At 39.8% G+C, this 24021-nt stretch carries 24 protein-coding genes; 17 read left to right on the top strand and 7 right to left on the bottom strand.

The genetic code is table 11. The features are described 5' to 3' along the window. Complete coding sequence (locus H5159_RS17395) at positions 1-945, bottom strand: DUF58 domain-containing protein (RefSeq protein ID WP_004335626.1); 945 nt, start codon at positions 943-945, stop codon at positions 1-3. A gap of 3 nt (positions 946-948) precedes the next feature. After that, positions 949-1905 carry a MoxR family ATPase gene (locus H5159_RS17390; protein ID WP_007377762.1) on the bottom strand — a complete coding sequence of 319 codons (957 nt, stop codon included), beginning with the start codon at positions 1903-1905 and terminating at the stop codon, positions 949-951. A gap of 306 nt (positions 1906-2211) precedes the next feature. Here H5159_RS17390 and fadI point away from each other — a divergent pair, with 306 nt between their 5' ends. From fadI to H5159_RS17375, 3 genes are all read left to right on the top strand, one after another. Continuing rightward, positions 2212-3522, top strand: a complete 1311-nt coding sequence (gene fadI / locus H5159_RS17385) for an acetyl-CoA C-acyltransferase FadI (protein WP_004335629.1) — start codon at positions 2212-2214, stop codon at positions 3520-3522. After that, entirely contained in the window at positions 3522-5729 is a 2208-nt protein-coding gene (gene fadJ / locus H5159_RS17380; RefSeq protein ID WP_182780737.1) for a fatty acid oxidation complex subunit alpha FadJ, read from the top strand. Before fadI ends, fadJ begins: the two co-directional genes overlap by 1 nt. Before the next feature lie 74 nt (positions 5730-5803). Beyond that, positions 5804-6313 (top strand): GNAT family N-acetyltransferase, encoded by a 510-nt coding sequence (locus tag H5159_RS17375; RefSeq protein ID WP_024596740.1) that lies wholly within the window; start codon positions 5804-5806, stop codon positions 6311-6313. Positions 6314-6348: 35 nt separating this feature from the next. Here the strand turns inward: H5159_RS17375 and H5159_RS17370 are convergent, their stop codons facing one another. Beyond that, positions 6349-6735: an MmcQ/YjbR family DNA-binding protein gene (locus H5159_RS17370; protein ID WP_024596739.1), complete on the bottom strand. Its 387-nt coding sequence runs from the start codon at positions 6733-6735 to the stop codon at positions 6349-6351. 194 nt (positions 6736-6929) lie between these two features. Between H5159_RS17370 and yeiP the strand changes: the two genes are divergently transcribed. Both yeiP and H5159_RS17360 read left to right on the top strand, forming a co-directional pair. Beyond that, the gene (gene yeiP, locus H5159_RS17365) at positions 6930-7502 is read left to right on the top strand and encodes an elongation factor P-like protein YeiP (protein WP_002962153.1); all 573 of its coding nucleotides are present in this window, start codon (positions 6930-6932) and stop codon (positions 7500-7502) included. A gap of 139 nt (positions 7503-7641) precedes the next feature. Next, positions 7642-7836, top strand: coding sequence for a hypothetical protein (locus tag H5159_RS17360; RefSeq protein ID WP_024604473.1), 195 nt, complete (start codon positions 7642-7644; stop codon positions 7834-7836). On the opposite strand, the gene H5159_RS17355 is transcribed toward H5159_RS17360, so the two are convergent. Together H5159_RS17355 and H5159_RS17350 are read right to left on the bottom strand one after the other, a co-directional pair. Further along, complete coding sequence (locus H5159_RS17355; protein WP_182780736.1) at positions 7833-10085, bottom strand: EAL domain-containing protein; 2253 nt, start codon at positions 10083-10085, stop codon at positions 7833-7835. The genes H5159_RS17360 and H5159_RS17355 overlap by 4 nt on opposite strands. A gap of 54 nt (positions 10086-10139) precedes the next feature. Continuing rightward, the gene (locus H5159_RS17350) at positions 10140-12863 is read right to left on the bottom strand and encodes an insulinase family protein (protein ID WP_182780735.1); all 2724 of its coding nucleotides are present in this window, start codon (positions 12861-12863) and stop codon (positions 10140-10142) included. A 191-nt stretch (positions 12864-13054) separates the two neighbouring features. On the opposite strand from H5159_RS17350, the gene sixA reads away from it, so the two are divergent. The 3 genes from sixA to H5159_RS17335 are packed head-to-tail and all read left to right on the top strand — an operon-like array spanning position 13055 to position 14643. Then, on the top strand, positions 13055-13525 hold the full coding sequence (gene sixA, locus H5159_RS17345) for a phosphohistidine phosphatase SixA (RefSeq protein WP_024593905.1): 471 nt from the start codon (positions 13055-13057) through the stop codon (positions 13523-13525). Positions 13526-13543: 18 nt separating this feature from the next. Further along, entirely contained in the window at positions 13544-13897 is a 354-nt protein-coding gene (locus H5159_RS17340) for a RidA family protein (RefSeq protein WP_165743672.1), read from the top strand. A gap of 8 nt (positions 13898-13905) precedes the next feature. Further along, complete coding sequence (locus tag H5159_RS17335) at positions 13906-14643, top strand: SDR family oxidoreductase (RefSeq protein WP_182780734.1); 738 nt, start codon at positions 13906-13908, stop codon at positions 14641-14643. 1 nt (position 14644) lies between these two features. Here the strand turns inward: H5159_RS17335 and H5159_RS17330 are convergent, their stop codons facing one another. Together H5159_RS17330 and smrB are read right to left on the bottom strand one after the other, a co-directional pair. Beyond that, positions 14645-15574, bottom strand: a complete 930-nt coding sequence (locus tag H5159_RS17330; RefSeq protein WP_182780733.1) for an AEC family transporter — start codon at positions 15572-15574, stop codon at positions 14645-14647. 27 nt (positions 15575-15601) lie between these two features. After that, the gene (gene smrB, locus H5159_RS17325; RefSeq protein WP_007377742.1) at positions 15602-16159 is read right to left on the bottom strand and encodes an endonuclease SmrB; all 558 of its coding nucleotides are present in this window, start codon (positions 16157-16159) and stop codon (positions 15602-15604) included. Positions 16160-16311: 152 nt separating this feature from the next. Between smrB and prmB the strand changes: the two genes are divergently transcribed. The 9 genes from prmB to H5159_RS17280 all read left to right on the top strand — a co-directional run bounded on the left by prmB (position 16312) and on the right by H5159_RS17280 (position 23977). Then, entirely contained in the window at positions 16312-17247 is a 936-nt protein-coding gene (prmB, locus tag H5159_RS17320; RefSeq protein ID WP_007377743.1) for a 50S ribosomal protein L3 N(5)-glutamine methyltransferase, read from the top strand. Positions 17248-17311: 64 nt separating this feature from the next. Further along, on the top strand, positions 17312-18409 hold the full coding sequence (gene aroC / locus H5159_RS17315; protein WP_008138551.1) for a chorismate synthase: 1098 nt from the start codon (positions 17312-17314) through the stop codon (positions 18407-18409). A 119-nt stretch (positions 18410-18528) separates the two neighbouring features. Further along, positions 18529-18906: a DUF4112 domain-containing protein gene (locus H5159_RS17310; RefSeq protein ID WP_182673896.1), complete on the top strand. Its 378-nt coding sequence runs from the start codon at positions 18529-18531 to the stop codon at positions 18904-18906. Positions 18907-19012: 106 nt separating this feature from the next. Continuing rightward, positions 19013-19660, top strand: a complete 648-nt coding sequence (locus tag H5159_RS17305; RefSeq protein ID WP_182780732.1) for a glutathione S-transferase family protein — start codon at positions 19013-19015, stop codon at positions 19658-19660. Positions 19661-19721: 61 nt separating this feature from the next. Continuing rightward, positions 19722-20183, top strand: a complete 462-nt coding sequence (locus H5159_RS17300) for a zinc-ribbon domain containing protein (RefSeq protein ID WP_220496473.1) — start codon at positions 19722-19724, stop codon at positions 20181-20183. 118 nt (positions 20184-20301) lie between these two features. Then, positions 20302-20856 (top strand): elongation factor P hydroxylase, encoded by a 555-nt coding sequence (locus H5159_RS17295; RefSeq protein ID WP_039489259.1) that lies wholly within the window; start codon positions 20302-20304, stop codon positions 20854-20856. Next, positions 20846-22009 carry an ATP-NAD kinase family protein gene (locus H5159_RS17290; RefSeq protein WP_182780731.1) on the top strand — a complete coding sequence of 388 codons (1164 nt, stop codon included), beginning with the start codon at positions 20846-20848 and terminating at the stop codon, positions 22007-22009. The genes H5159_RS17295 and H5159_RS17290 overlap by 11 nt, the downstream gene beginning before the upstream one ends. Further along, positions 22006-22281, top strand: a complete 276-nt coding sequence (locus H5159_RS17285) for a YfcL family protein (RefSeq protein ID WP_024596509.1) — start codon at positions 22006-22008, stop codon at positions 22279-22281. Before H5159_RS17290 ends, H5159_RS17285 begins: the two co-directional genes overlap by 4 nt. A gap of 142 nt (positions 22282-22423) precedes the next feature. After that, positions 22424-23977, top strand: coding sequence for an AbgT family transporter (locus tag H5159_RS17280; protein WP_182693393.1), 1554 nt, complete (start codon positions 22424-22426; stop codon positions 23975-23977). Positions 23978-24021: the final 44 nt, after the last annotated feature.

The raw sequence follows: 24021 nt of genomic DNA, 5'->3' as shown, positions 1-24021 counted from the left end.
TTATTTTCTCACTAATTGCAGCTCAAGCGGTGTTGCTGCATTGAATGATATTAAATTAAGACCCGATTTAGTTAGGCGATTAAAGCGCGCGCTAAATGCTTGCTCAGCATTTTTAGCAAAGCGTTCTCTAAAGCTGTTATCCATTAATGGTAGGGCAAAGTCTTGACCATTTGCATTAACGGTAACGGCTTGCTTAAACGCAGGTAACTGATGCTCAAACGGATCGCTTATGTGGCAACCAATCAGCTCGCAGTGGCGGCTTAATATTTCAAGTTGCTTAAAGCTGGCATCATCGAGAGCGTTAAAATCAGACACTAAATACACTAAGCTGCCTGGTTTTGCTAAATGGTTAAGGCGCTTTAGGTTATCGCTAAAGTTGTTAGTGGCTGTTTTATCAATATTGTTAAGCGCTTGCTGGTGGTTGTCGCATAAATTATGACAAAGCTTAAGCACGGCTTTTTCACGGGCGCTGGGTTTTAGCTCTAAATGCGAGTGCTGATTAAACACAATACCGCCAATTCTATCGCCGCGCTGACACGCCGACCATGCAACAAGAGCGCTTATATGCGCAGCTTGCACCGACTTTAACAGTAACTTTGAGCCAAACAGCATTGAGTTAGAAAAATCAGTGAACACAAACACAGGGCGCTCTTTTTCTTCTTGAAAGAGCTTTGTGTGAGTCTCGCCGGTACGCGCAGTAACTCGCCAATCAATAGAGCGAATATCGTCACCTTGCTGATAATGTCGCACTTCGGCAAATTCCATTCCTCGGCCTTTGTGCGGTGCAAGGTATTGCCCTGTTAAGGTGTTTTTTATTTTTACCTTAGGGGCAAGTTCAAGCAATTGCGCTTTGGCTTTGTAATACATCAGCTCTTTGAGTGCTAAATTAACACCGTGGCTATGGCTCTGTTTGAGCCATGCTTGGGTTTCTAATTGTTTTTGCATAACTTATGGTACGGCTACAAGTTCAACTATACGGCTTATTACTTGATCTTTAGTAATGCCATCGGCTTGGGCTTCGTAACTTAAAATAATGCGATGACGCAGTACGTTATGCACAACAGCTTGAATATCATCAGGTGCTACAAAGTCACGGCCTTGAAGCCATGCATGAGCACGAGCACATTTATCAAGTGCTATTGTTGCACGCGGACTTGCACCAAACTCAATCCAGCTACCTAGTTGCGCGTCTAATTTAGCGCCTTCACGAGTGGCAATAATAAGTTGTACTAAATATTGCTCAAGTGGCTCTGCTAAATAAAGGCCTAATATTTCTTTACGCGCTGCAAATAAATCGCTTTGACTAATTTTTTGCATTACTGGTTGTTGCTCGTTAAGCGCTTCGCCGCGTGTTAAACGCAGTATATCAAGCTCATGCTCTGCGCCAGGGTAGTCAATACTTAGGTGCAGTAAAAAGCGATCCAGCTGGGCTTCTGGTAACGGGTAAGTCCCTTCTTGCTCTAGCGGGTTTTGCGTTGCCATAACTAAAAACAGTTCGCTAAGCGGATAGGTATTTTTACCCACGGTAACTTGTCGCTCTGCCATGGCTTCTAATAGTGCTGATTGTACTTTGGCTGGTGCACGATTAATTTCGTCAGCTAAAATTAGGTTGTGAAAAAGAGGGCCTTTTTCAAATACAAACTCGCTAGTTTGTTGGCGGTAAATATCGGTACCTGTTACATCAGCTGGTAATAAATCTGGCGTAAACTGTACGCGCTGAAATGAGCCTTCAATGCCTTTAGCAAGTGCATTAACTGCGCGTGTTTTTGCAAGCCCAGGAGGGCCTTCTACTAATAAGTGACCATCAGCTAAAATAGCAATAAGTAGCGCTTGAGTAAGCTCTGGCTGGCCAATGATTTGTGTATCTAAGTACGTTTTTAATTGTGAAAATGCGTTAGCTGCCATAATAAGTGGACTGTCCTCGTCAGCTGGGTTTGTACCTAATAGTGTTAGGTGATAAATACTGACCTATTTATAAGGTTTATAATTGGGTAACTCAAGAGTTAGACTGTATTTTTTAAAATAGTTCGTTATTTTTTAACGAATTTTAGCGTACCACAAAACTTTGTAAATGCGTCTAAAAAAGCCTATTGTGATAGTCGTAATTAAACACTGTTTATATAAATTTGTGTTTATCTATTGGCTTTAGGGCACGGGTTGTTTAGAATCGAGGAAAACAAACAGGTCAGACCTGTCAGCGGGAGAGCATAAATGTCTGAGCAAAACATACTAAAAACACCAAAGGGCGACCGTATTGCCATCGTTAGCGGCTTACGTACACCTTTTGCAAAACAAGCAACAGCGTTTCACCATGTACCTGCACTTGATATGGGGAAATTGGTGGTTAACGAAATGCTTGAACGATTAAATTTCAATAAGTCAGAAATTGATCAACTTGTATTTGGTCAAGTAGTACAAATGCCAGAAGCGCCAAATATTGCACGTGAAATTGTATTGGGCACAGGTATGCCTGTATCGGTTGATGCATATTCTGTATCGCGCGCATGTGCTACCAGCTTTCAGGCTATTGCTAATGTAGCTGAGTCTATTATGGCGGGATCTGTAAGTGTAGGTATTGCAGGTGGCGCAGATTCGTCATCAGTATTGCCAATTGGTGTAAGTAAAAAGCTAGCAGGCAGCTTAGTTGATTTAAATAAAGCGCGTACGCTTGGTCAACGTTTAAAAATATTTTCAAAACTGCGTTTAAAAGACTTATTACCAGTGCCTCCTGCAGTTGCAGAGTACTCAACAGGCCTTTCAATGGGGCAAACTGCTGAGCAAATGGCTAAAACACACAACATTAGCCGTGAAGATCAAGATGCGTTAGCGCATCGTTCTCACTCACTTGCAACGCAAGCATGGGCTGATGGTAAGTTAAAAGATGAAGTAATGACGGCGCATTTACCGCCATATAAAAGCTTTATTTCAGAAGACAACAACATTCGTAAAAACTCAACGGTTGAAGGCTACGCCAAGCTTAAACCTGTTTTTGACCGTCAGCACGGTACTGTTACCGCTGCAAATGCAACACCATTAACTGATGGTGCAGCGGCCGTACTTATGATGAGCGAAAGCAAGGCAAAAGCACTTGGCTATGAAATACTAGGTTACGTACGTAGCTTTGCATTTTCGGCAATTGGCGTAGAAAAAGACATGTTAATGGGCCCAGCTCATTCAACGCCTATTGCACTAGATAGAGCGGGTATTACGCTTGCTGATTTAGATTTAATTGAAATGCACGAAGCGTTTGCATCGCAAACACTTGCCAATATGAAAATGTTTGCCTCAGACAAATTTGCACAAGAGCATTTAGGTCGCAGCAAAGCAATTGGCGAAATTAACATGGATAAGTTTAACGTTAACGGCGGCTCTTTAGCATATGGTCACCCATTTGCAGCAACAGGTGCACGCTTAATTACGCAAAGCTTACACGAGCTTAAACGTCGTGGTGGCGGTTTGGCATTAACAACAGCGTGTGCTGCTGGTGGTTTAGGTGCAGCCTTTGTATTGGAGAGCGCGTAATGACTGATTCAGTATTTAATTTAGTGGTAGATGAAAACAAAATTGCCGTAGTAACGATTGATGTGCCAGGGGAGAAAATGAATACCCTGCGCAGTAGTTTTGCCGATGACTTAAAAGCATTATTAGAAGACGCTAAGTCGCAAAATGTAAAAGGCATGGTATTTATAAGCGGAAAAACCGATAACTTTATCGCGGGCGCCGATGTAAAAATGCTTGATAGCGTTCAAAAGCGTGATGATGCTTTAGCTATTAGCGAACTATGCCATCAAGCATTTTTTGATATGACAAAACTGCCATACACAACAGTAAGTGCGATTCATGGCGCTGCATTAGGTGGTGGTTTAGAGTTTGCTTTAGCGTGTGACTACCGTGTTGGTACCGACAGCGATTTAACAAAAATTGGCTTACCAGAAGTGCAACTTGGTTTACTACCAGGTGGCGGCGGTACGCAGCGCTTAACTAAAATTGTTGGTATTCAAAAAGCACTTGAGTGGATGCTAACAGGTAAACAAATTCGCCCTAAGCAAGCTAAAAAAGCAGGCGTGCTTGATGACTGTGTACCACACAGTGTGCTGCTAAAAGTTGCAAAAGAATTTGCGACTAAGAAAAAGCCACAAGCAAAAGAGCCAAAGCTCGATAACATCAGTAAATTATTAGAATCAAACCCGTTTGGTCGTAACTTTATCTTTAAAAAAGCTAAAGAAAACGTACTTAAAAAAACGGGCGGGCACTACCCAGCACCACTCGCTATTATTAAAGCAGTGCGAGCTAGTGTAGAGCTTGATGAGCTAAAAGCGTATAAAACAGAAGCTGAAAGCTTTGCAACACTTGTAATGAGTGACGAATCTAAAGCGCTTCGCGGTATTTTCTTTGCAACCACTGAAATGAAAAAAGAGTGGCGCAATGATGACGCACCAGCAATTAGCAAAACCGCTGTTTTAGGTGGTGGACTAATGGGCGCTGGCATTGCGCACGTAAGTGCTGTTAAAGCTAAAGTGCCGGTACGTATTAAAGATGTAGCAGAGCAGGGCATTAGTAATGCAATGAGCTACACCTACAAAATTTTAGATAAACGCCTTAAACGTCGTATTATGTCTAAAGCTGATATGCAGTTAACAATGAACCGTATTACAGGCACAACTGACTACAGTGGCTTTAAACACATTGATTTAGTAATCGAAGCGGTGTTTGAAGATCTTGCACTTAAGCAAGGTATGGTTGCAGACGTAGAGCAGCAATGCCAAGCAAATACAATTTTTGCTAGTAACACGTCATCATTACCAATATCGCAAATTGCAGCGCAGGCAGCACGTCCTGAAAATGTAATTGGCTTACATTACTTTTCACCAGTAGAAAAAATGCCATTAGTGGAAATTATTCCACACGAAGGTACATCTAAAGAGACTATTGCTCGCGTTGTTAACTTTGCACGTAAGCAAGGTAAAACGCCAATTGTTGTAAAAGACATGGCCGGTTTTTACGTAAATCGTATTTTAGCGCCTTACTTAAACGAAGCTGCTAATTTAATGCTTGCGGGTGAGCCAATTGAAAAGATTGATGCAGCCCTGGTTGAGTTTGGCTTTCCGGTAGGACCGCTGGCTCTACTTGATGAAGTAGGGATTGATATTGGCTCTAAAATTGCTCCAATTCTTGAAAAAGAATTAGGTGAGCGTTTTAAAGGCCCTGATGCATTTATGCGTATGATTGATTCAAAACGCCTTGGCCGTAAGTCCGGTCGTGGTTTTTATGAATACGACAAAAAAGGCAAAAAGGTTGATGAGTCAGTTTACGAACTATTGGGTGTTACCCCAGCTCCACGTTTAAACAAAAGCGAAATTGCTAAGCGATGTGTATCGAAAATGCTTAACGAAGCAGTACGCTGTTTAGATGATGGCATTATTGCAAGCCCTCGTGATGGCGACATTGGTGCAATATTTGGTATTGGTTTCCCACCATTTTTAGGTGGCCCGTTTAGCTATATGGATAAATTAGGCGCAAGTAAAATAAGCTCTGATATGTCTACATTAGCTAACAGCGATGCTAACTTTGCTCCATGTGAGTCACTGGTAACAATGGCAAGCTCTGGTACTACTTTTTATAATGCAGCAACTGTTGAGGTTGTAGCTCCTGAAGTACAAAGCACTGAGCCACAAGAGCAAAGTGTCACTGAGCCTGAAGTTACTAAAGAGATTGAAACAAAAGAATAAAGTTTCTACTGTTTATAAAAACCGCATTTAGATGCGGTTTTTTTATGATTTTTAATATTTAAATGAGGAGCTTAATGACATTATTTACACAAAGATTGAGCATGTACCAAATGGAAGAATCTGATTGGCCTCTTTTTCTAGCGCTTCATCGCGATCCTCAAGTCCTTAAGTATTGTTTTGATATGCCAATGGAGTCACTGATAAGAAACCGCTTTGAGATACGCTTACCTAAGTGGAATACTAAATCACGCCACCCACTGTGCTTACTCATTATTAATAATAAAACAAAACAACCAGTGGGTGTTACAGGCTTTGCCTATGACGGAGAAACCGCAGAGCTTGGTTATTTATTATTGCCAGAGTATTTTAATAAAGGCTACGCGACAGAGTCTTTAAGAGCTGTGATTGATTGGGCTTGGAAAGAATGTGGTATTAGGCAGTTTAAAGCTGTCGTAACGCGTGGCAATATTGGTTCTGAAAAGGTGCTTAGTAAGTGTGGCTTAACCCATACCGATACACTTTTTAAAGTGCATACAATAGGCGAAAAGTTATATGACGATTTAATTTATACGCTTAAGGTTTAAGGTTTTAATGGGCTAGTAGCCTAGCCCAAAAAGTGCTACAAGTGAAGTGCGATAGCTTTGCGGTCTTTTTCTGGCATATTTTCTACGACTAAATTAAATGAGTTATCAATCATTCTCTCAATTTCACTTTGTGCAATTGTGCCGTCTAAAATTACTGTGTTCCATAAGCGTTTATTCATATGGTAACCAGGGATCACTGCCGGGAAAGTATCACGCAATGATATTGCTTCATCAGGATCGCATTTTAAGTTAAGCCACCAAATAACCTCACCATCATCATTAGTTTGACCGTCATTGCCAATAGCAAGAGTCGCAAACATTTTATGATTCACTTTATATACATCAACCTCTTGCGCAAATGGTTTTGTAACCTGAACAAGTGGTTTTTTAACTAAATACTCATGTACTTTTTTCTGGTCCATGATCCATTCCTTGAAGTCATACTCGGTAAAGCTACCATAGCAGTTTTTTTCACATTTGATTATATGTATTTTAGTATAAATTAAAATTTTACAAGCTAATACAACATGTAGCGTAAAACCAACGTAATTTTAGTTGAACAAAATCCAGTTCGTGGTATGTTTCTGCCAATCAAAAAAATAATAGGAATTCACACATGCCAAAGGCGAGTGATGTTAAAAAAGGTACTGCTATTGACTTCAATGGCCGCGTTTTAGTTGTAAAAGATATTGTGCGCTCTGTGCCGCAAGGTCGTGCTGGTGGTAGTTTATACCGTATGCGTTTATACGATGTGGTAACCGGTGGTAAAGTTGACGAAACATTTAAAGACAGTGACATGCTAACGCTGGCTGATTTAACACGCCGTGAAGTAATGCTATCGTACATTGATGGCGACGAGTATGTGTTCATGGATAATGAAGATTACACGCCTTACAACTTAAACAAAGATGCTATTAGCGAAGAAATTTTATTTGTTAATGAAGAAACGCAAGGCGTACACGTCATTGTTATTGATGGCGCGCCAGTAGGACTTGATTTACCATCAAGTGTTGAACTTGTTGTTGAAGAAACAGACCCATCTATTAAAGGTGCATCTGCAAGTGCTCGTTCAAAACCTGCACGTATGTCTACTGGCTTAAATATTTCTGTGCCAGAGCATATTTCAACAGGTGACCGTATCCGTATTAATACTGTTGAACACAAATTTATGGGTCGTGCTGAAAAGTAACGCGTAAATTATAATTTTAAAAGCCGAATCTGTGTTTAACAGGTTCGGCTTTTTTGTGCGCGGGGATTTGTTGCTTTAAATTTAATCACGTTAGCGTTAGAATAAGCGCCGTATTTTTGAGCAACTTTAAGGGGGAGCTTTGTTTATAGTTTTACTAAGCAGTGCATTTATAGCTTTAATGTATTTAGAAACCATTAAAAAAGGCATGCCAATTAAACGATGGCTGATTTTAGGCGGTTTACTTGGACCTGTAGCCTGGTGCTTGTTTAATCTACATTATCGTCGCGCTTTAGTTAGAAATGTAGGAATAAATGCGTGTATATGGCGCCCTTAATTTATCGACGCCACATTTTTATTTTTTCTAATTAAGCTTGGGGCTGCTTTAGTTTGTTGCTGCTTTAAAAATTCAGTAAATTCACTTTTTGATAGTGGCTTGGAATAATAATAACCTTGTACTGTTTCGCAATTAAGCTTTTTGAGTATATCAATTTGATGGGCTTGTTCTACACCTTCAGCCACTACATGTAAATCAAGGTTATGCGCAATAGTGACTATTGAGTCGACCATATTACGGCCACGTTCGTTGGTCATGTCATCTATAAATGCTTTATCTACTTTAAGTGTATTAAGCGGAAATTGCTTTAAATACGCTAATGATGAATAACCAGTACCAAAATCATCCATTGCTAAATGAATACCTCGGGCACTTAACGAACGCATAATTGCAATGGCTTCTTTAGGGTCATCCATTACAGTACCTTCTGTTATTTCAAGCTCTAAAAAGTAAGAAGGTAATTCATTTTTTTGCAAAATAACGTCAATACGAGAGGTTAAATCGGGGAGGCTAAATTGCTTTGCTGATAAGTTGACAGCTACTCGGCCGCTAAATAAACCGCTATCTAGCCATTCTTTTACGTCTCTGCAGGCTTTGTTTAATACCACCTCACCAATTTCAACTATTTGGCCCGTTTCCTCGGCTATAGGTATAAAAACTCCCGGACTAATAATGCCTTTTTTGGGTGTAATAAAGCGCACTAATGCTTCCATTCCGGTTAGCTTGCCTGTGCGAATATTCATTTTTGGTTGGTAGTACACTTCAAAATGGTCTTCTTTTAAACCAAAGCGCATGAGGTTTTCAATTTGCAGTCGTTTAACGGCTTGACGGTTCATCGTGTCGTTAAAAAATAGGTAGCTATTACCTTTCTTTTTAGCATGATACATCGCGGTATCTGCATTTTTTAAAAGCAGTTCAGGTGTATTACCGTCTTCAGGGAATAATACAATACCTACACTTGAGGTGATTGCCAGTTCGTGGCCTGCCATTTTAAATGGTGTAGCAATGGCTGCTAAAAACTGTTTAGCCATGCGTGTAATTACATGTATGTCGTTAGTGTCAGACATTACCAGAGCAAACTCATCGCCGCCTAAACGATAAAATACATCATTTTCACGGGTTAGTTTATTTAAGCGCATTGCTAGTTTAGCTAATAAGCTGTCACCTAGCTGATGTCCTAACGAGTCATTTATTTTTTTAAAGTTATCTAAATCGAACACAAGTAAGGCGTGATGCGAATTGAGCTTTACTAGCTTTTGCAAATCAGTAAAAAATAAATTTCGGTTAGGCAGACTGGTTGTGCGATCTCGATTCGATAAGTTATGTAACTGCGATTCTGCTTTTTTACGCTCTGTTAAATCTGAATAAACAACGACATAATTAGTTATTTGATTTTGATCGTTTTTAATTTCATCTATCGATATTTCTATCGGTAATAAAATGCGCTCACTATTACGAAGCTTCACTTCTTGTTGAATATGTTCGCGCTCTTTTACTATTTCAATAATTCTGTTTGTGTAGCTTGGCTCATACCCAGATAGGCTAAAATCTTTTCCTAAGTATTGTTCGCGTACGCCACCAAACAAGGTTAAAAAGCTAGGGTTTATATCAACCAGTTTAAAGTTTTTATCGTAAATTGCTAAGGCGTCAGTAAGCGACTCAACACATTTTGCAAAAAGGTTTAAGCGCTCTTCAGTTGATTTTAACTGTGATATATCGCGAACGGTACCTGTCATTCTAAGGGGTGATAAGTTGGTGTCTTTTTCAATTATTTTTCCGCGATCGAGCACCCAATGCCAACGACCAAAAGTATCTTTTATTCGGTAGGTGGCTTCAAAAAAAGCAGACTGCTCGGCAAAGTGCACTTTTAGCAAGTGCTCAACGTTATTAATATCGTGAGGATGGATAAGGCCTTTATTTGGCGGAAACCCCATTAACGTAGTTGAGTCCATTAAATACTTATCGTTAATACGAATAACTTCGCCTGTTTTTATGTTCCAGTCCCAAAGTGTATCGCCGCTACCTTCTACAGTACTTTTAAGGCGTTTTTCCGAAAGTCGAAGTTGGCGGCGTGAACGTCTAAGTTTATGGATTACAAATAACAGGTACGGCAAAGCAAGCGCTATAATGGCGCTTGCTAGTATAAGTATATTGTCTGAGTTGTAATTAAGTGATGACTCAAAGGCAAAAAGCTCAAATGAGTAAGCAAGTACTACAAGCATGCTTAGTTTTATTATTGTTTTTATCATTTTTTGATTACTTCTAATTTACAAATGATAATTTAAAACAAGCTAAACCTAGTGTCAAAGAGATTGAGAGTAAACGGGCATATTTTGAGATTTACTGACTTTTGCAGAGCTTAAAAGCTCATATCTTGGTCTATTATCATCAAATAGGCTTAGTGCATAAACTTTTACTTCTCTTAGTGTTAGTGCGTTTAGGGCATCTAAAAGTCGCTGCTGCATATGAAATTCATGATCTCTGTTACCAATAGCAAGCCATAACCGTTGTGAGCGCAGGCGCAAGTTTTTATCTTTTTCTGCAATATGAGTACTAAGGCCATGTTTTTGCTGTTGCCAATCGTTTTCATCAAGTGCATCAATGTTATCAAGGTATTTTTTAATAAAGCTGTTATGACGATGCAATAATGTTTTTGCATCAAACTTAGGTGACTGCACATAAAATGCTATTCCAGCACGAGTATTAAAAGGTGCATAACCTGCGCCCACTAAGTAACCTAGCTGTTGTGTTGTTCGTAATTCGTTAAAGTAATCTTGATTAATTAAATGATTTAACGCCATCATTTTTACTTTTTCGGCCACGCAATCCGTTTGGGCCTGATAGTAAACAACCATGGCATGGTCGCTACAAGGAAGTTCTAACTCGTAGCGAGTTACTTTTTTAATTTCAAAAAGAGGGCGTCTTAAATCTTCAATTATGGCTGCGTTTTTTAGGTGTTCGGCGACCTTTTTTTGAAAGGCTAATGCATCACTTTGCTGCCAGTTACCATGTAAAAATGATTCAACATGTAGTGCTTTAAAAAAGTCTGTTCTGAACTCATTAAATTGCTGAAAACAGGTGTTTTTTAATGCCGATGCAAGCTCCCCAGGTTGAGGGTTCCAAGGCATTATTTTTGCGCCTAAAATACTAAATAACTCACTGACTGGTTTGTTTTGGTTGCTATTGCGCCAATGCCTTACAAGTTGTTTTTTATATTCAGCAAAGCGTTTTGCACAAATTTCTACATTAAATAAAGCATCTATTAATTGATCAACAAGCTCTAACTGACTGGATGAAAGCCCAGCGGTATGTAGAGTTAATCCACCTTGATGCGAGGTTAAGTGGTAGCTAAGTCCTGCAAGTTCTGCAGGATAAAATTGCTCGCCTACGCTATCCATAAATAAATCTGTAAATAAGCGGGTGAGTGCCATATGCTTTACATCTTTTACGGCAAAATCAGAATCCATGGCCAAATAAAAATGACCTTTAGCAACACGAAATGTGTTGTCTTGTTTAAACCAAAAGTCAAAACCGGGTTCTTTTACTAATAACTCGGGTTTTGTTTGTGGTTTTATGACATCAAATAACACCACTTCTTTTGTTAAATAAGGATTAGCGGTAGGCAGCAGCATTTCGCTCAGCGGTTTATTTATCTCGCTAAGTGCATCAAGCCAACTAGGTGAAATATGTTCTACTTTATATGGTGTGTTGTACCATGCGGTTTTATGTTCAGGCTCTACATCTGGATGTATAAGTACGATGCGCATATTATGTGGCGTTAACCACTGCATGGCCATTTCGTGGGTCGCTTTTTTAAAGCCTTCCATTAAATAGTCGCCTTGCACGTAGTTTGCTTCATCGTAATGCTGCATATTAATGCTTAAATTACTGACCCAATCAATCAAGCGTGACTTTTCTTGGTTATCGAATGCTATTTGTAATAGATTTTTTTTATCTTGATATAAACGCGGCAATTTTTCGGTGTTATCGTTAATTAAGCAAATATATTCAAACACCATTTCAATAATGTCTTCGAAGTATTCAATACCTTCATCGGTAAGCGCTAAGCTAATATTAAAATCTTTAAAGTTACTGCCATTAATACCACCGCCAGCAGAAAGCGCGTTTATCCAGCCTTGCTCTTTTAAAATAGAATAAAGAGAGCCCGCGCCTTCATAGCCAAGTAAATGGGCAATAAAACTCACTGTTTTGTGGCGATAAAAGTCGTCAATATTAGGCATAGCAAAACTTATGATAAGTTTTTGCATATGCTTATGCGGCTCAATATGAAGTGTTTTTCCTATGTCTTGTTTGCGATAAAGTGGCTCACTGATCTCTGGCTTTTTGAGGTTTTTATTACCCTTAATTGCGCCAAAGTAAGTTTGTGCCCAGCTTTGTAGTGTGTCTAATGTTTCGTTTGCGCAAATAACTAAAGTCATCCACTGAGCTTGGTACTGACTATTAAAAAAGTCGCGAAGCTCATCACTAATACAGCGCTCTCTGTCAGCTAAGGTTTGTAGGTTTCCTACAGAAAATTTAGCAAATGGATGAGCTGGATTTACCGTTTCTTTGTGGGCTTGATAAATACGGCGACCATCGTCTTTTATTTTTAGTTTAAACTCGGCTTCAATTGCGTTGCGTTCTTTTTCTGTTTCGGCTGAATTTAAAAGTGGCGCAATAAAAAAACGGCTAAATTGGGTAAGCGCCTGTTCAAATTCTTGGTTATTAATATCAAAAAAGTAACAGGTATGCTCAGTGCCAGTCCACGCATTCGTGTTGCCGCCAGCTTGCGAAACAAAATTATTAAAACTGCCTGAATCTGGGTATTGGTCTGTGCCTAAAAAAAGCATGTGCTCTAAAAAGTGTGCTAGGCCTTGCCTATCAAGAGGATCGTCAAAATGCCCGGCGTTAACTGCCATTGATGCTGCCGCTTTTGTAGAATCTTTATCTTGCACTAATAGTACTTTTAGACCATTGTCCAGTGTAAAGGCGCGGTATGCTCTGTTATCATTGCGGCTGATATTCAAATGATGCTCCTGAAACTAAACGTTTACTTGTTAACAACAGATGATGGCTTCAGGAAAGCGAAATACAGCTTAAAGATTTACCTGAATCTCATGAAAGAATTATTTAGAAATAAATAGATTTATGTTGTTAATATAGCTGACAAATGGGCAAACTGGCTACTGTTTTATATTCTTTAATCGGTTGATTTTTTATGAAAACAATCCTAATAATGCGCCACGGCGAAGCAACACCCATGCAGGCTGATGATGCAGGTAGAAATTTAACCCAAGCAGGGCACGATGAAGCTGAAAAAATGGGCCTTTGGCTCAGTAAAGCACATTGCCCTGATGCACTGTTAGTTAGTCCTTACATTCGTGCACAGCAAACAGCTGCAGGTGTGGCTAAAAATAACGTATTTAAATTTAGCGAAACCACGTCCGATATTATCCCCGAAGGCAAACCTCAAATTGCTGCTGACTATCTTGAAACGCTTATTGCTACTCATCCCCAATGCAATACATGGCTTATAGTGGCACACATGCCTATTGTAAGTTATTTAGTGGATCAATTAAGCCCCGGTAATATGCCAATTTTTAATACAGGTGCTGTTGCTGTTATTAGTTATGATGAGCAAACCCAGCGTAGTAGTTATATAAGTATAAATGCCCCAGAAAACCTTTAAATAATTGAGAAAAGTATTATGACGATAGAACGCTTACAAACAGGTGCGCGCATGAGCCGCATAGTAAAACACAACGGCACTGTTTATTTATGTGGGCAGGTATGCGCCGACGCGCAAAAAGGTATTAAAGAGCAAACTCAAACTATGCTTGATAAAGTAGAGGCGCTGCTTGATGAAGCAGGGAGTTCAAAAGAACATATGCTTAGCGCGACTATTTATGTAAAGAGCATGGAATACTTTGCTGATATGAATGCAGTATGGGATGCATGGGTACCCGAGGGTTATGCACCAGCACGTGCCTGTGTGGAAGCTAAAATGGCACGTGAAGCACTACTTGTTGAAATTTCAGTAGTCGCAGCTTTAAAAGAATAATAGCTTTAATGAATCGCTCCCCCGTTGTACTTATCACAGGCTCTAGCCGAGGTATTGGCGCAGCTACCGCACTATATTTTGCAAAGCACGGTTATAATGTTTGCATTAATTATAAAGCAGATTTAGCTAGTGCAATATTGGTGGCAGAAAAAGTAAAGCAATTAGGAGTTGAGGCTGAAGTAATTCAAGGTGACGTGTCACTAGAGGCTGACGTTTTAGCTTTATTTATGCATATAGATAAAGTCTTTGGTCAACTTGATGTACTAATAAATAACGCCGGTATTTTAAAACCACAAATGCCCTTGTTAGAAATGAGTGCTGAGCGCATAAACGAAGTTTTGACTACAAATATTACCAGTGCTTTTTTATGTAGCCGTGAGGCAATAAAGCGAATGGGAAATGGCGGTAGTATTGTTAATGTTTCATCGGGGGCCGCTAAAACGGGCTCTCCTAATGAGTACATTGATTATGCAGCATCTAAAGGTGCAATGGACACATTTACTATTGGCTTGGCAGAAGAGGTGGCAAGTAAAGGTATTCGAGTTAACTCGGTTAGACCTGGGCTTATTTACACTGATATGCATAGCGATGGCGGTGAAAAAAATCGAGTCGATCGTCTTAAAAGTAAATTACCCCTTGGCAGAGGCGGTACACCCGAGGAAGTTGCTTTAGCAATTTACTTTTTAGCTTCAGAGCACGCTTCTTTTACAACGGGTAGCTTTGTTGATGTAGCCGGCGGTTTGTAAGCTAAAGTAGTAAAGCTAGCCAAAACGTAAAGCTAATAACACTTAAGATAGTAGAAAGTACGACAGCCCCAGCAAGAGTAGCTTCATGTTGCTTTATTTGAGTCGCAATAAGATAAGCATTTACGCCAACAGGGGACGCACTTAAAAGTACCAATACACTAAGTATTTGCGTGTCTAGCTTAAATACATAAGTGCCTACCAATAAAACTAATGCAGGCAATAAAAATATTTTTAAAATTGATGCTATTAACGCCGGTTGCCAATTTGCAGCTATTTTATAAAAAGCTAAATTTGCACCAAGTACAAATAGCGCACAGGCAATTGCTGGTTTAGCTAATAGCTCCAAACTATTTGCTAAGTCGCTAAACAGTGTAACTCCTAATATGTTTAATATAAGCCCGCACCCAATACTCAGTACAATAGGATTTAGTACCATACTTTTTCCAAAGTGCGACCACGAAAATTTATCGCTGCTACCTTTAGCGCCTATTAAAAATGTAAGTGCAAATAACAATGTGCTATGAAAAGTAATGATCATAAATGCAATGGCTATCATTTCTTTGCCAAGCGAGGCAATAACAATAGGAATACCCACTAACACCATATTTGAATAGCTAGAAGCAAGTCCAAATACACCGTGTTGTTGGTAGTTTTTTAAATGTTTTTTACTTAAATAAAAGCGATCAATTAATATACCCACCCCAAATACACTCAAAACAGGTATGTAAAAGCTCAAAAATGCAAAAAGGCTAATACTTTGCTGTAAGTTAATTTGCGACATATTTAATAATAAAAAAGCAGGCAAACTAATATAAAAAGTAAACTTACTCAGGCCTGCGATATGCTGCTTGTCGAAAAATTTTAATCGGCAACATCCATAACCCAGTGCCACAATAAAAATGAGCGGAAAAATAATTGAAAAAATATGCACGTAGTTACATCCTAGTAATGGCTAAAGTTAGCGTCTAAATTCATCACTTTGCGGTAAATTAATTAAAATAAGTACAGCGCCTCTTCCACCATATTCGAGAGGGGCTTGGTGCATCGCTATTACGTCAGGGTGCTGTACTAAGTACTGAGGCACTTTGTGCTTTAGTACGCCGCCACCAATACCGTGCACTACACATGCACAATAATAATGCTGCTTTTTACATTCGTGAATGAGTCCAGCGAGTTCGTCTTTAGCAAGTTCTTTATTTAAGCCATGTAAATCTAGCGTCAAATCGGGTGCAAAGTCACCACGGCGAAGCTGTTTAGCTAGGAAAGTATCTTGGCCAGGTTTTACATATTTAACCGTGCCGTGGGTGTCTATATCGGGAATATAAACGTCTGAGAAGAAAAATTCAGATTGAGCCTGCTTTTTTTGCTGGGCAAATTGCTTAGCTTGTGACACCTTAGGCTTTGTATCAAAACGATGAGTATCTTGTTTAAATACTTTGGCGCCTGTGATCGTTTGACGAAATAAGCTTATGTCGTCATTGCTTAGGGACGAATGTGATGGAGTGTCTTTTTTCATAACTATTACCTAAACAAAAAAACGTAAAAACGCAGCGCAAAAGGCGGTACAATACTTAAATGAGGGGCAATTGTAATTTGCCCAGCGCAGATAGGCAATGCAATCGTCTTAAAGACTCAAAACAGTCAGTAAGCTAATACAGGTAAAAATATATGAGCGATTTACAAATAGAAGAAGCAACACTCGAAGAAGCCGTTGCAGAACTGTCAACTTTACATGACTGGTTACGTTGGACTACAAGCCAATTTGCAAGTAGTAGTATATTTTTTGGACACGGTACAGATAACGCATGGGATGAAGCTGTAAGCTTATTACTGCCTGCGCTTAGCTTGCCTGTTGATGCGCCAAAAGAATTAATGCACGCGCGTTTAACAAGCACAGAAAAAAACCGACTTGCGGGTCTTATTGCAGAACGTATTAACGACTGCACACCAGTACCTTACTTAACAAACATTGCATGGTTTGCGGGTATGCCGTTTTATGTTGATGAACGTGTACTTATACCTCGCTCACCATTTGCCGAGCTTATTAGTAACCGCTTTACGCCGTGGCTTGAAGAGCCACAATCGGTAAACCGTATATTAGATTTATGTACGGGTTCGGGTTGTATCGCAATTGCACTTGCGCAAGCTTTTGAGCAGGCACAAGTTGATGCGGTAGATATATCGTATGAAGCGCTTGAAGTCACAGACATTAACATTAACGATTACATGTTGAGTGATCGCGTGTTACCGATTCAGTCTGATGTATTTAGCGGTGTACCAGGTCAAAAATACGACCTTATAGTAGCAAACCCACCGTATGTTGATGCAGAAGATATGGCTGACTTACCACGCGAATTTCATCATGAGCCAGAGCTTGGGCTTGCATCAGGCCACGATGGTTTAGATGTAACCCGTACTATATTGAGCGAAGCGAGTGAACATCTAACTGATAACGGTTTGTTATTTGTAGAAGTTGGTAACTCTATGGTACATATGGATGCACTGTATCCGGGCGCGCCGTTTGAATGGATTGAATTTGAACAAGGCGGCTTAGGTGTATTTGTAATTAGTAAAAAGCAGCTAGATGAGTATTTTGCAAAATAAGTAAAAAATGAATAGCCAAGCCCTGTGCTTGGCTATTGGTAGTCATTAGGAATGAGGAAAGTTAATGGCAGGTAATAGCATTGGGCAGTTATTTAAAGTGTCCACCTTTGGTGAGAGCCACGGCGTTGCATTAGGCGGCGTTGTTGATGGTACTCCCGCAGGTCTTGAAATCACAGAGGCCGACTTACAAATTGATTTAGATCGCCGAAAACCAGGCCAAAGCCGTTATACAACGCAGCGCCGTGAAAGCGATCAAATAAAAATATTAGCAGGCGTTTTTGAAGGTAAAACCACAGGTACCAGCATTGGTTTATTGATTGAAAATACCGATCAACGCTCGCAAGATTACGGCAAAATTAAAGATGTATTTCGCCCAGGCCATGGCGATTACACGTATTGGCATAAGTACGGCTTGCGCGATTATCGCGGTGGCGGTCGTTCATCTGCACGCGAAACCGCGATTCGCGTAGCGGCTGGTGCTATTGCTAAAAAATACTTAAAGCAATTTCATGGTATTGAAGTTAAAGCATGTTTGAGTCAGCTTGGCCCTATTAAGGCGGAAACGTTTGACTGGGATGAAGTGGAAAATAACTTATTTTTCTTCCCTGATGCAAGTAAGCTTGAAGCGCTTGACGAATATATGCGTGACCTTAAAAAGCAAGGTGACTCAGTTGGCGCTAAAGTAAAAGTAGTGGCAAGCAATGTACCTGTTGGTCTTGGTGAGCCAGTATTTGACCGCCTTGACGCCGAACTTGCACACTCATTAATGAGTATTAACGCGGTTAAAGGCGTTGAAATTGGTGATGGCTTTGATGTGGTTGAGCAAAAAGGCTCTGAGCATCGCGACGAGCTAACCCCTGAAGGTTTTACATCAAATCATGCAGGTGGTGTACTTGCGGGTATTTCGACAGGGCAAGATATTATTGCTTCTATTGCGCTAAAACCAACGTCGAGCATTACTATTCCAGGTAACAGCATTAATACAAGTAACGAAGCGGTTGAGATGATCACTAAAGGTCGTCACGACCCGTGTGTAGGTATTCGTGCAATCCCGATTGCTGAGGCAATGATGGCCATTACCTTAATGGACCACTTACTGCGTCAACGCGGACAAAATCCGCATGTAAATCACGAACACGGGCCAATTAATGGCTCTGTGTAAGTATTTATAATTATAAAAAACGCGGATTACCGCGTTTTTTTATGTCTGTAATTTAGTTAGGAGCCTTTCAGGAGTTGTTCAAGTAAGCCCTATATACTGCAAGAAGGAGGGTAGTAATCATGAACGATAATATTAATGAACACTCACAAATAAAAGCCCAAGCTGCAATAGCCCGCTTAGAACGTTTCAGTAAGTTAACGGATAGCAGCATTGGTATTCCTTTTACTAAATTTAATATAGGTTTGGAGGCTGTGATTGGCTTAGTCCCTGTTATAGGTGATGCCGCAGGGCTAATTTTATCAAGCTATGTGCTTATAGAAGCGCAGCGTTTAGGTGTGAGTAAACGTATAAAGACTAAGATGATCATTAATATGCTCATAGATTTTGTGGGCGGCTTAGTGCCATTTTTTGGCGATATATTTGATGCGTTTTTTAAAGCTAACACGCGTAATACACAACTATTAAAAAAACATTTAAACAAGCAGTTAAGTGAGTAATTAATAGCTTTAAGTAACCGTTAGCAAAGAGACTTTAAACAAAATGTTGTTGGTTGTTTAATCACCTAGTAAGGTAGGAGCGTCTATTCACTTTGGTATTTACAATATGCAATTATTCATCGGTAATAAAAACTACTCCAGCTGGTCATTACGCGCATGGTATTTAATGAGTAGGTTTGATGTTGAGTTTAGTGAAACCCAGCTGGTACTCGACACCCCTGATTTTTACAATGAACTAAAAAAGACCTTTGCTGTGCAAAAAGTTCCAGCGTTAATTGATGGCGATTTACAGGTATGGGATTCGCTAGCAATTTGTGAATATATTAACGATGCTTACTTATCGGGCGCTGCATGGCCAAAATATATTACCCAAAGAGCTAAAGCGCGTGCGCTAAGCGCTGAAATGCATTCAGGCTTTATGGCGCTGCGCAGCGAAATGCCAATGAATATAAGAGCTACTCGTAAAGTAGACCTATCGAGCGAAGCATTAAAAGACATAGCCCGTATAGACGAGATATTTGCACAGCAACAAGATGTGTTTCCAAATGAGTGGTTTTTTGGTGACTTTAGTATTGCTGATGCTATGTACGTACCTATTGTATTGCGTTTAAAAACATATCAAATTACGTTATCGCCAGAGGCGCAACAATATTGTGACTTTGTTATGCGTTGCCCAGTATTACAAGTATGGATCACTCAGGCATTAACCGAAACCGATATTGTAGAGTGTGATGAAGCAGGAACGCCTGTATAATTATTGTTTTTCATATGGCATGTTCTATGCTTTAAAATCATAAGTTTAAACTAGGCAGCTCATGTATCTAAATCACCCAAGGTATGGCAATAAACCGATAACTACCAATACCTCAGTGACAATAGAGACGATAGAGAATGCGCACTGGCGTTACTCGAGGCTTAAATACTTCCCTGATACGGTAATATTGGCAGATATAAAAAAGCAAAACTATGCCATTGACCCTCGGGCACTTTATGTTGATATTGAAAAGAAGTGCGAAAGTTGCTCTAAGGCATTTATTTTTTTTGCTCAAGAGCAGCAATATTGGTTTGAGGTACTTGATTTTTGGGTCGATTCATACTGTACACCTTGTTTTGAATGCCGTAAGCATGCCAGATATATACTAACTCTACGTAAACGGTACGGTATGTTAACTAGCTTAGCCAATAAAACCTCAAGTGAAAAAACACAGTGTAAAGAACTTGCCAATACGCTTTACTGTTTAGGTATTATTAAAAATATCAATAAAGTGAAAGATTAATCCGCTTATATTTTACTATCTCGCCTTATTTTTACTTTAGTTGTAAAAGCCCGTACAATTCGTCTCGTTTTTAGTGCGCTAATATGGCGCTGTAACCGAGACGAATTAATCAATTTTTATGCATCAAATAGCTGATCTAATTTCAATTTTTGAGCGCACTTTTTATCAAAGTCACAATACACGACTGATAAAAGGCGATTGTGAGCCTGTGTATTTACCAGCAACAGAGCAGGTGCCATATCACCAAGTTGTATTTGCGCATGGTTTTTATGCCAGTGCATTACATGAAATAGCACACTGGCTGGTGGCCGGTGATGCACGCCGGTTATTAGAAGATTACGGCTATTGGTACTGCCCAGACGGGCGCGACAAACAAAAACAAGCTGAGTTTGAAAAGGTAGAAATAAAGCCCCAAGCTATAGAGTGGTTATTAAGCACCGCAGCAGGGTTTAATTTTAATGTGTCGGTGGATAACTTAAACGGCGAACAAACGTGTCGGTTTGATTTTCAGCAGCGCGTACATGCACGGGTATTATCGCTAATCGAAAATGGCTTTAACTCTCGTACAGAGTCATTTTTAAAAGCACTCTGTGATTTTTACAATACACCGTGGCCATTAACAGCGCAGCAATTTAATTGGCAACATCCAAAGGAGCTTTGTAATGGCGTTTAAATTAGGCTTAATTGTAAACCCTGTAGCAGGTTTAGGCGGCGCAGTTGCCTTAAAAGGCAGTGATGGAGCACTCACAGCCGCTAAAGCAATTGAACTAGGTGCAGAGCCAAAAGCAAATAGCCGAACAAAAGCAGCGCTTGAGGTGCTATTACCTTATAAAGAACGCTTAACTATTTACACTGTTAACGGTGACATGGGTGAGCAAACAGCAAAAGCTTTAGGCTTTAATGTAGAGGTTGTATATAACACTTCTGCAATAACAACCCCAGATGACACAGAACAAGCAGCAAAAGTACTTAAAGACTTTGGTGTTGATTTAGTCTTATTTGCCGGAGGCGACGGTACAGCACGTAACATTTGCCATGCAATAGAGGGTACCATTCCCGTACTTGGTATTCCCGCAGGTTGTAAAATTCATTCTGGTGTTTACGCTATTACGCCAAAGGCTGCAGGGCGCGTAGTCGAAATGCTGGTTAAGGGGGAGTTAGTTACCTTAGCCGATGCAGATGTAATGGATATAGATGAAGATGCTTTCAGGCAAGGCACAGTAAAAGCCAAACGCTACGGCGAAATGCAAACACCTAGCGAAGTACGCTATATGCAAGCGGTTAAAAATGGCGGTAAAGAAACCGACGAACTCGTACTTGCCGACATTGCAGCGCATGTTGTATCGCAAATGGATGAAGACACATTTTATATTATGGGTAGCGGCTCAACGGTTGAAGCCATAATGGAAGAAATGGGGCTTGAAAATACGTTACTTGGTGTTGATTTAATAAAAGATCAAACCTTAGTTGCCCAAGATTTAACGGCTAAACAATTACTTGAGCTTACACATGATCAAAGTACTAAGTTAGTCATTACGCTCATTGGCGGGCAAGGGCATATATTTGGCCGTGGTAACCAGCAATTGAGTCCTGTGCTTATACGCGCAATTGGCAAAGAAAATATTATTGTAGTAGCAACAAAAACAAAACTACTAGCGCTTAATGGTCGCCCCCTTATTTGTGATACAGGCGATAGCGAATTAGATGATGAATTAACCGGTTATATTAAAGTAACCACCGGATTTAACGACCATATTATGTATGCAGTAGGGCACCAAAACCTTGAAAATACAGGTGCTTTGCAAAACCAGGAGATTAATAAATGAGTTTAGTGAACTATATCGATGCAGCCCAGCAGTACTTCGATGATTTAGTAATAAAAGCAACTGACGATGAGTTATTTGCTGGCGGCTATCTACGAGGTCATTTTGATCTTGCAGTTGGTTATGCCGAAGTAGAAAAGCTGACAATCAGTATAGATGAGCTAAATGAAACTGTAGAGCAAAGCTTAGTTAAAGCATATCGCAACGGCGAGCTTAACGAAGAAGACAAGGCATTAGTTGCACGCTTGTGGGATGAAGTTAAAGCCCTCGCTTAACCCTAAGTGGCAAAAAAACACGATTTGTTTATCACTATCGTGTTTTTTTGTGCCCAAAACTTTTAAAGCACATTCCCATGTTAATTTACTGTTTTGTTTTTATGCGATATTGTTACTAAAATAAATTTTAGGAACAATAAAAATGAATAATAATCAAGACGCTTTACCTTCAGGGGTTGTAGCGCGTTTTTTAAATTTTGTTGAGCGAGTAGGAAATAAGCTTCCAGATCCAGCCGTAATATTTCTATTTGCAATGTTATTAATTTGGTTTTTGTCGTGGTGGTTTTCAGGCGTGAGCTTTGATGCAATAGACCCACGTACCGGTGAAGCGATTATTATTAATAATATGCTGGCAAGTGATTCGCTCGCTACTTTTTTATCCTCTATGGTAAAAACCTTTACTGGCTTTGCTCCCTTAGGTGTCGTTTTAGTAGCTATGTTAGGTGTCGGTGTTGCAGAGCATTCGGGATTTATTAATACCGGCCTTAAGTTAATGCTTAAAGTTACTCCTAAAAAGCTATTAACGCCTTCAATCATTTTAGTGGCCATTGTGAGCCATACCGCTACTGACGCAGGTTATGTATTAGTTATTCCACTTGCCGGTGTTATATTTTATGCAGCAGGACGCCATCCGCTTGCGGGTATTGCAGCTGCATTTGCAGGAGTCAGTGGTGGTTTTGGGGCTAACTTTATTCCATCAGGGATTGATCCATTACTACAAAGCTTTACCCAAAGTGCGGCGCAAATAATTAATCCTGCAATAACAATTAACCCGTTAAATAACTGGGCATTTGCTTCAGCATCTAGCTTATTTATTGTGGCATTAGGCTGGTACATTACCGATAAAATTATTGAACCACGTTTACAAAAAACAGCAGTTGATGGTGCTAAAGAGGATTTACCTGTATTTGAAGATGCACGTAGTGATGAAAAACGTGCCTTTTATATAGCCAGTACCGTGATGATTGCTGGACTTGCGTTATTAGCATTTGTCTCTGCTCCAGACGATTCTGCAATGCGCAGTAGTGACGGATCCCTTACTAATTTTAGCTCTCCTTTAATGCAATCAATTGTACCACTAATATTTTTACTTTTTTGGATCCCAGGCACTGTATATGGTTTTACGGTAGGTACCTTTAATACTTCAAAAGATATGATTGATGCTATGAGTAAAGCGATGAGCGGCATGGCATATTATATCGTCATGGCGTTTTTCTGTTCGCTATTTATTGCTGCATTTAGTAAATCAAATTTAGGTGCACTGCTCGCAATTGAAGGTGCGCAGTTATTAAAGGCGATGGAATTGCCAAGTGCAGTAACGGTTGTAGGCATTATCTTTTTAACTGGCTTTGTTAACTTGTTTGTAGGTTCAAGTTCAGCAAAATGGGCGTTACTTGGCCCCATTTTTGTACCGATGTTAATGCAACTTGGCATTTCGCCAGACTTAACTCAAGCCGCTTATCGTGTAGGTGACTCAAGCTCTAATATTATTACACCGTTAATGCCATACTTCCCATTAGTGGTGGTGTACTGTCAAAAGTATGTCAAAGGCACCGGTATAGGCACTTTAATTGCTATTATGCTGCCGTACTCAATTGCCTTTATGATTGGCTGGAGTATCTTTTTATTAGGTTATTGGGCACTTGGTATTCCTTTAGGTTTAGATGCAAGCTACATTTATCCAGCATTGCCTTAGCCTAAACCTTTATGAACCTCACTCACTTGAGTGAGGTTTTTAAA

The organism is Pseudoalteromonas sp. SG43-1, from assembly GCF_014164415.1.
Lineage (GTDB): Bacteria > Pseudomonadota > Gammaproteobacteria > Enterobacterales > Alteromonadaceae > Pseudoalteromonas > Pseudoalteromonas distincta.
This window is presented reverse-complemented; position numbering and strand designations above follow the sequence as displayed.

Coding starts and splice junctions, on each gene's coding strand:
- H5159_RS17395 (WP_004335626.1), bottom strand. CDS start 945: ATGCAAAAACAATTAGAAACCCAAGCATGGCTCAAACAGAGCCATAGC.
- H5159_RS17390 (WP_007377762.1), bottom strand. CDS start 1,905: ATGGCAGCTAACGCATTTTCACAATTAAAAACGTACTTAGATACACAA.
- fadI (WP_004335629.1), top strand. CDS start 2,212: ATGTCTGAGCAAAACATACTAAAAACACCAAAGGGCGACCGTATTGCC.
- fadJ (WP_182780737.1), top strand. CDS start 3,522: ATGACTGATTCAGTATTTAATTTAGTGGTAGATGAAAACAAAATTGCC.
- H5159_RS17375 (WP_024596740.1), top strand. CDS start 5,804: ATGACATTATTTACACAAAGATTGAGCATGTACCAAATGGAAGAATCT.
- H5159_RS17370 (WP_024596739.1), bottom strand. CDS start 6,735: ATGGACCAGAAAAAAGTACATGAGTATTTAGTTAAAAAACCACTTGTT.
- yeiP (WP_002962153.1), top strand. CDS start 6,930: ATGCCAAAGGCGAGTGATGTTAAAAAAGGTACTGCTATTGACTTCAAT.
- H5159_RS17355 (WP_182780736.1), bottom strand. CDS start 10,085: ATGATAAAAACAATAATAAAACTAAGCATGCTTGTAGTACTTGCTTAC.
- sixA (WP_024593905.1), top strand. CDS start 13,055: ATGAAAACAATCCTAATAATGCGCCACGGCGAAGCAACACCCATGCAG.
- H5159_RS17340 (WP_165743672.1), top strand. CDS start 13,544: ATGACGATAGAACGCTTACAAACAGGTGCGCGCATGAGCCGCATAGTA.
- H5159_RS17335 (WP_182780734.1), top strand. CDS start 13,906: ATGAATCGCTCCCCCGTTGTACTTATCACAGGCTCTAGCCGAGGTATT.
- smrB (WP_007377742.1), bottom strand. CDS start 16,159: ATGAAAAAAGACACTCCATCACATTCGTCCCTAAGCAATGACGACATA.
- prmB (WP_007377743.1), top strand. CDS start 16,312: ATGAGCGATTTACAAATAGAAGAAGCAACACTCGAAGAAGCCGTTGCA.
- aroC (WP_008138551.1), top strand. CDS start 17,312: ATGGCAGGTAATAGCATTGGGCAGTTATTTAAAGTGTCCACCTTTGGT.
- H5159_RS17310 (WP_182673896.1), top strand. CDS start 18,529: ATGAACGATAATATTAATGAACACTCACAAATAAAAGCCCAAGCTGCA.
- H5159_RS17305 (WP_182780732.1), top strand. CDS start 19,013: ATGCAATTATTCATCGGTAATAAAAACTACTCCAGCTGGTCATTACGC.
- H5159_RS17300 (WP_220496473.1), top strand. CDS start 19,722: ATGTATCTAAATCACCCAAGGTATGGCAATAAACCGATAACTACCAAT.
- H5159_RS17295 (WP_039489259.1), top strand. CDS start 20,302: ATGCATCAAATAGCTGATCTAATTTCAATTTTTGAGCGCACTTTTTAT.
- H5159_RS17290 (WP_182780731.1), top strand. CDS start 20,846: ATGGCGTTTAAATTAGGCTTAATTGTAAACCCTGTAGCAGGTTTAGGC.
- H5159_RS17285 (WP_024596509.1), top strand. CDS start 22,006: ATGAGTTTAGTGAACTATATCGATGCAGCCCAGCAGTACTTCGATGAT.
- H5159_RS17280 (WP_182693393.1), top strand. CDS start 22,424: ATGAATAATAATCAAGACGCTTTACCTTCAGGGGTTGTAGCGCGTTTT.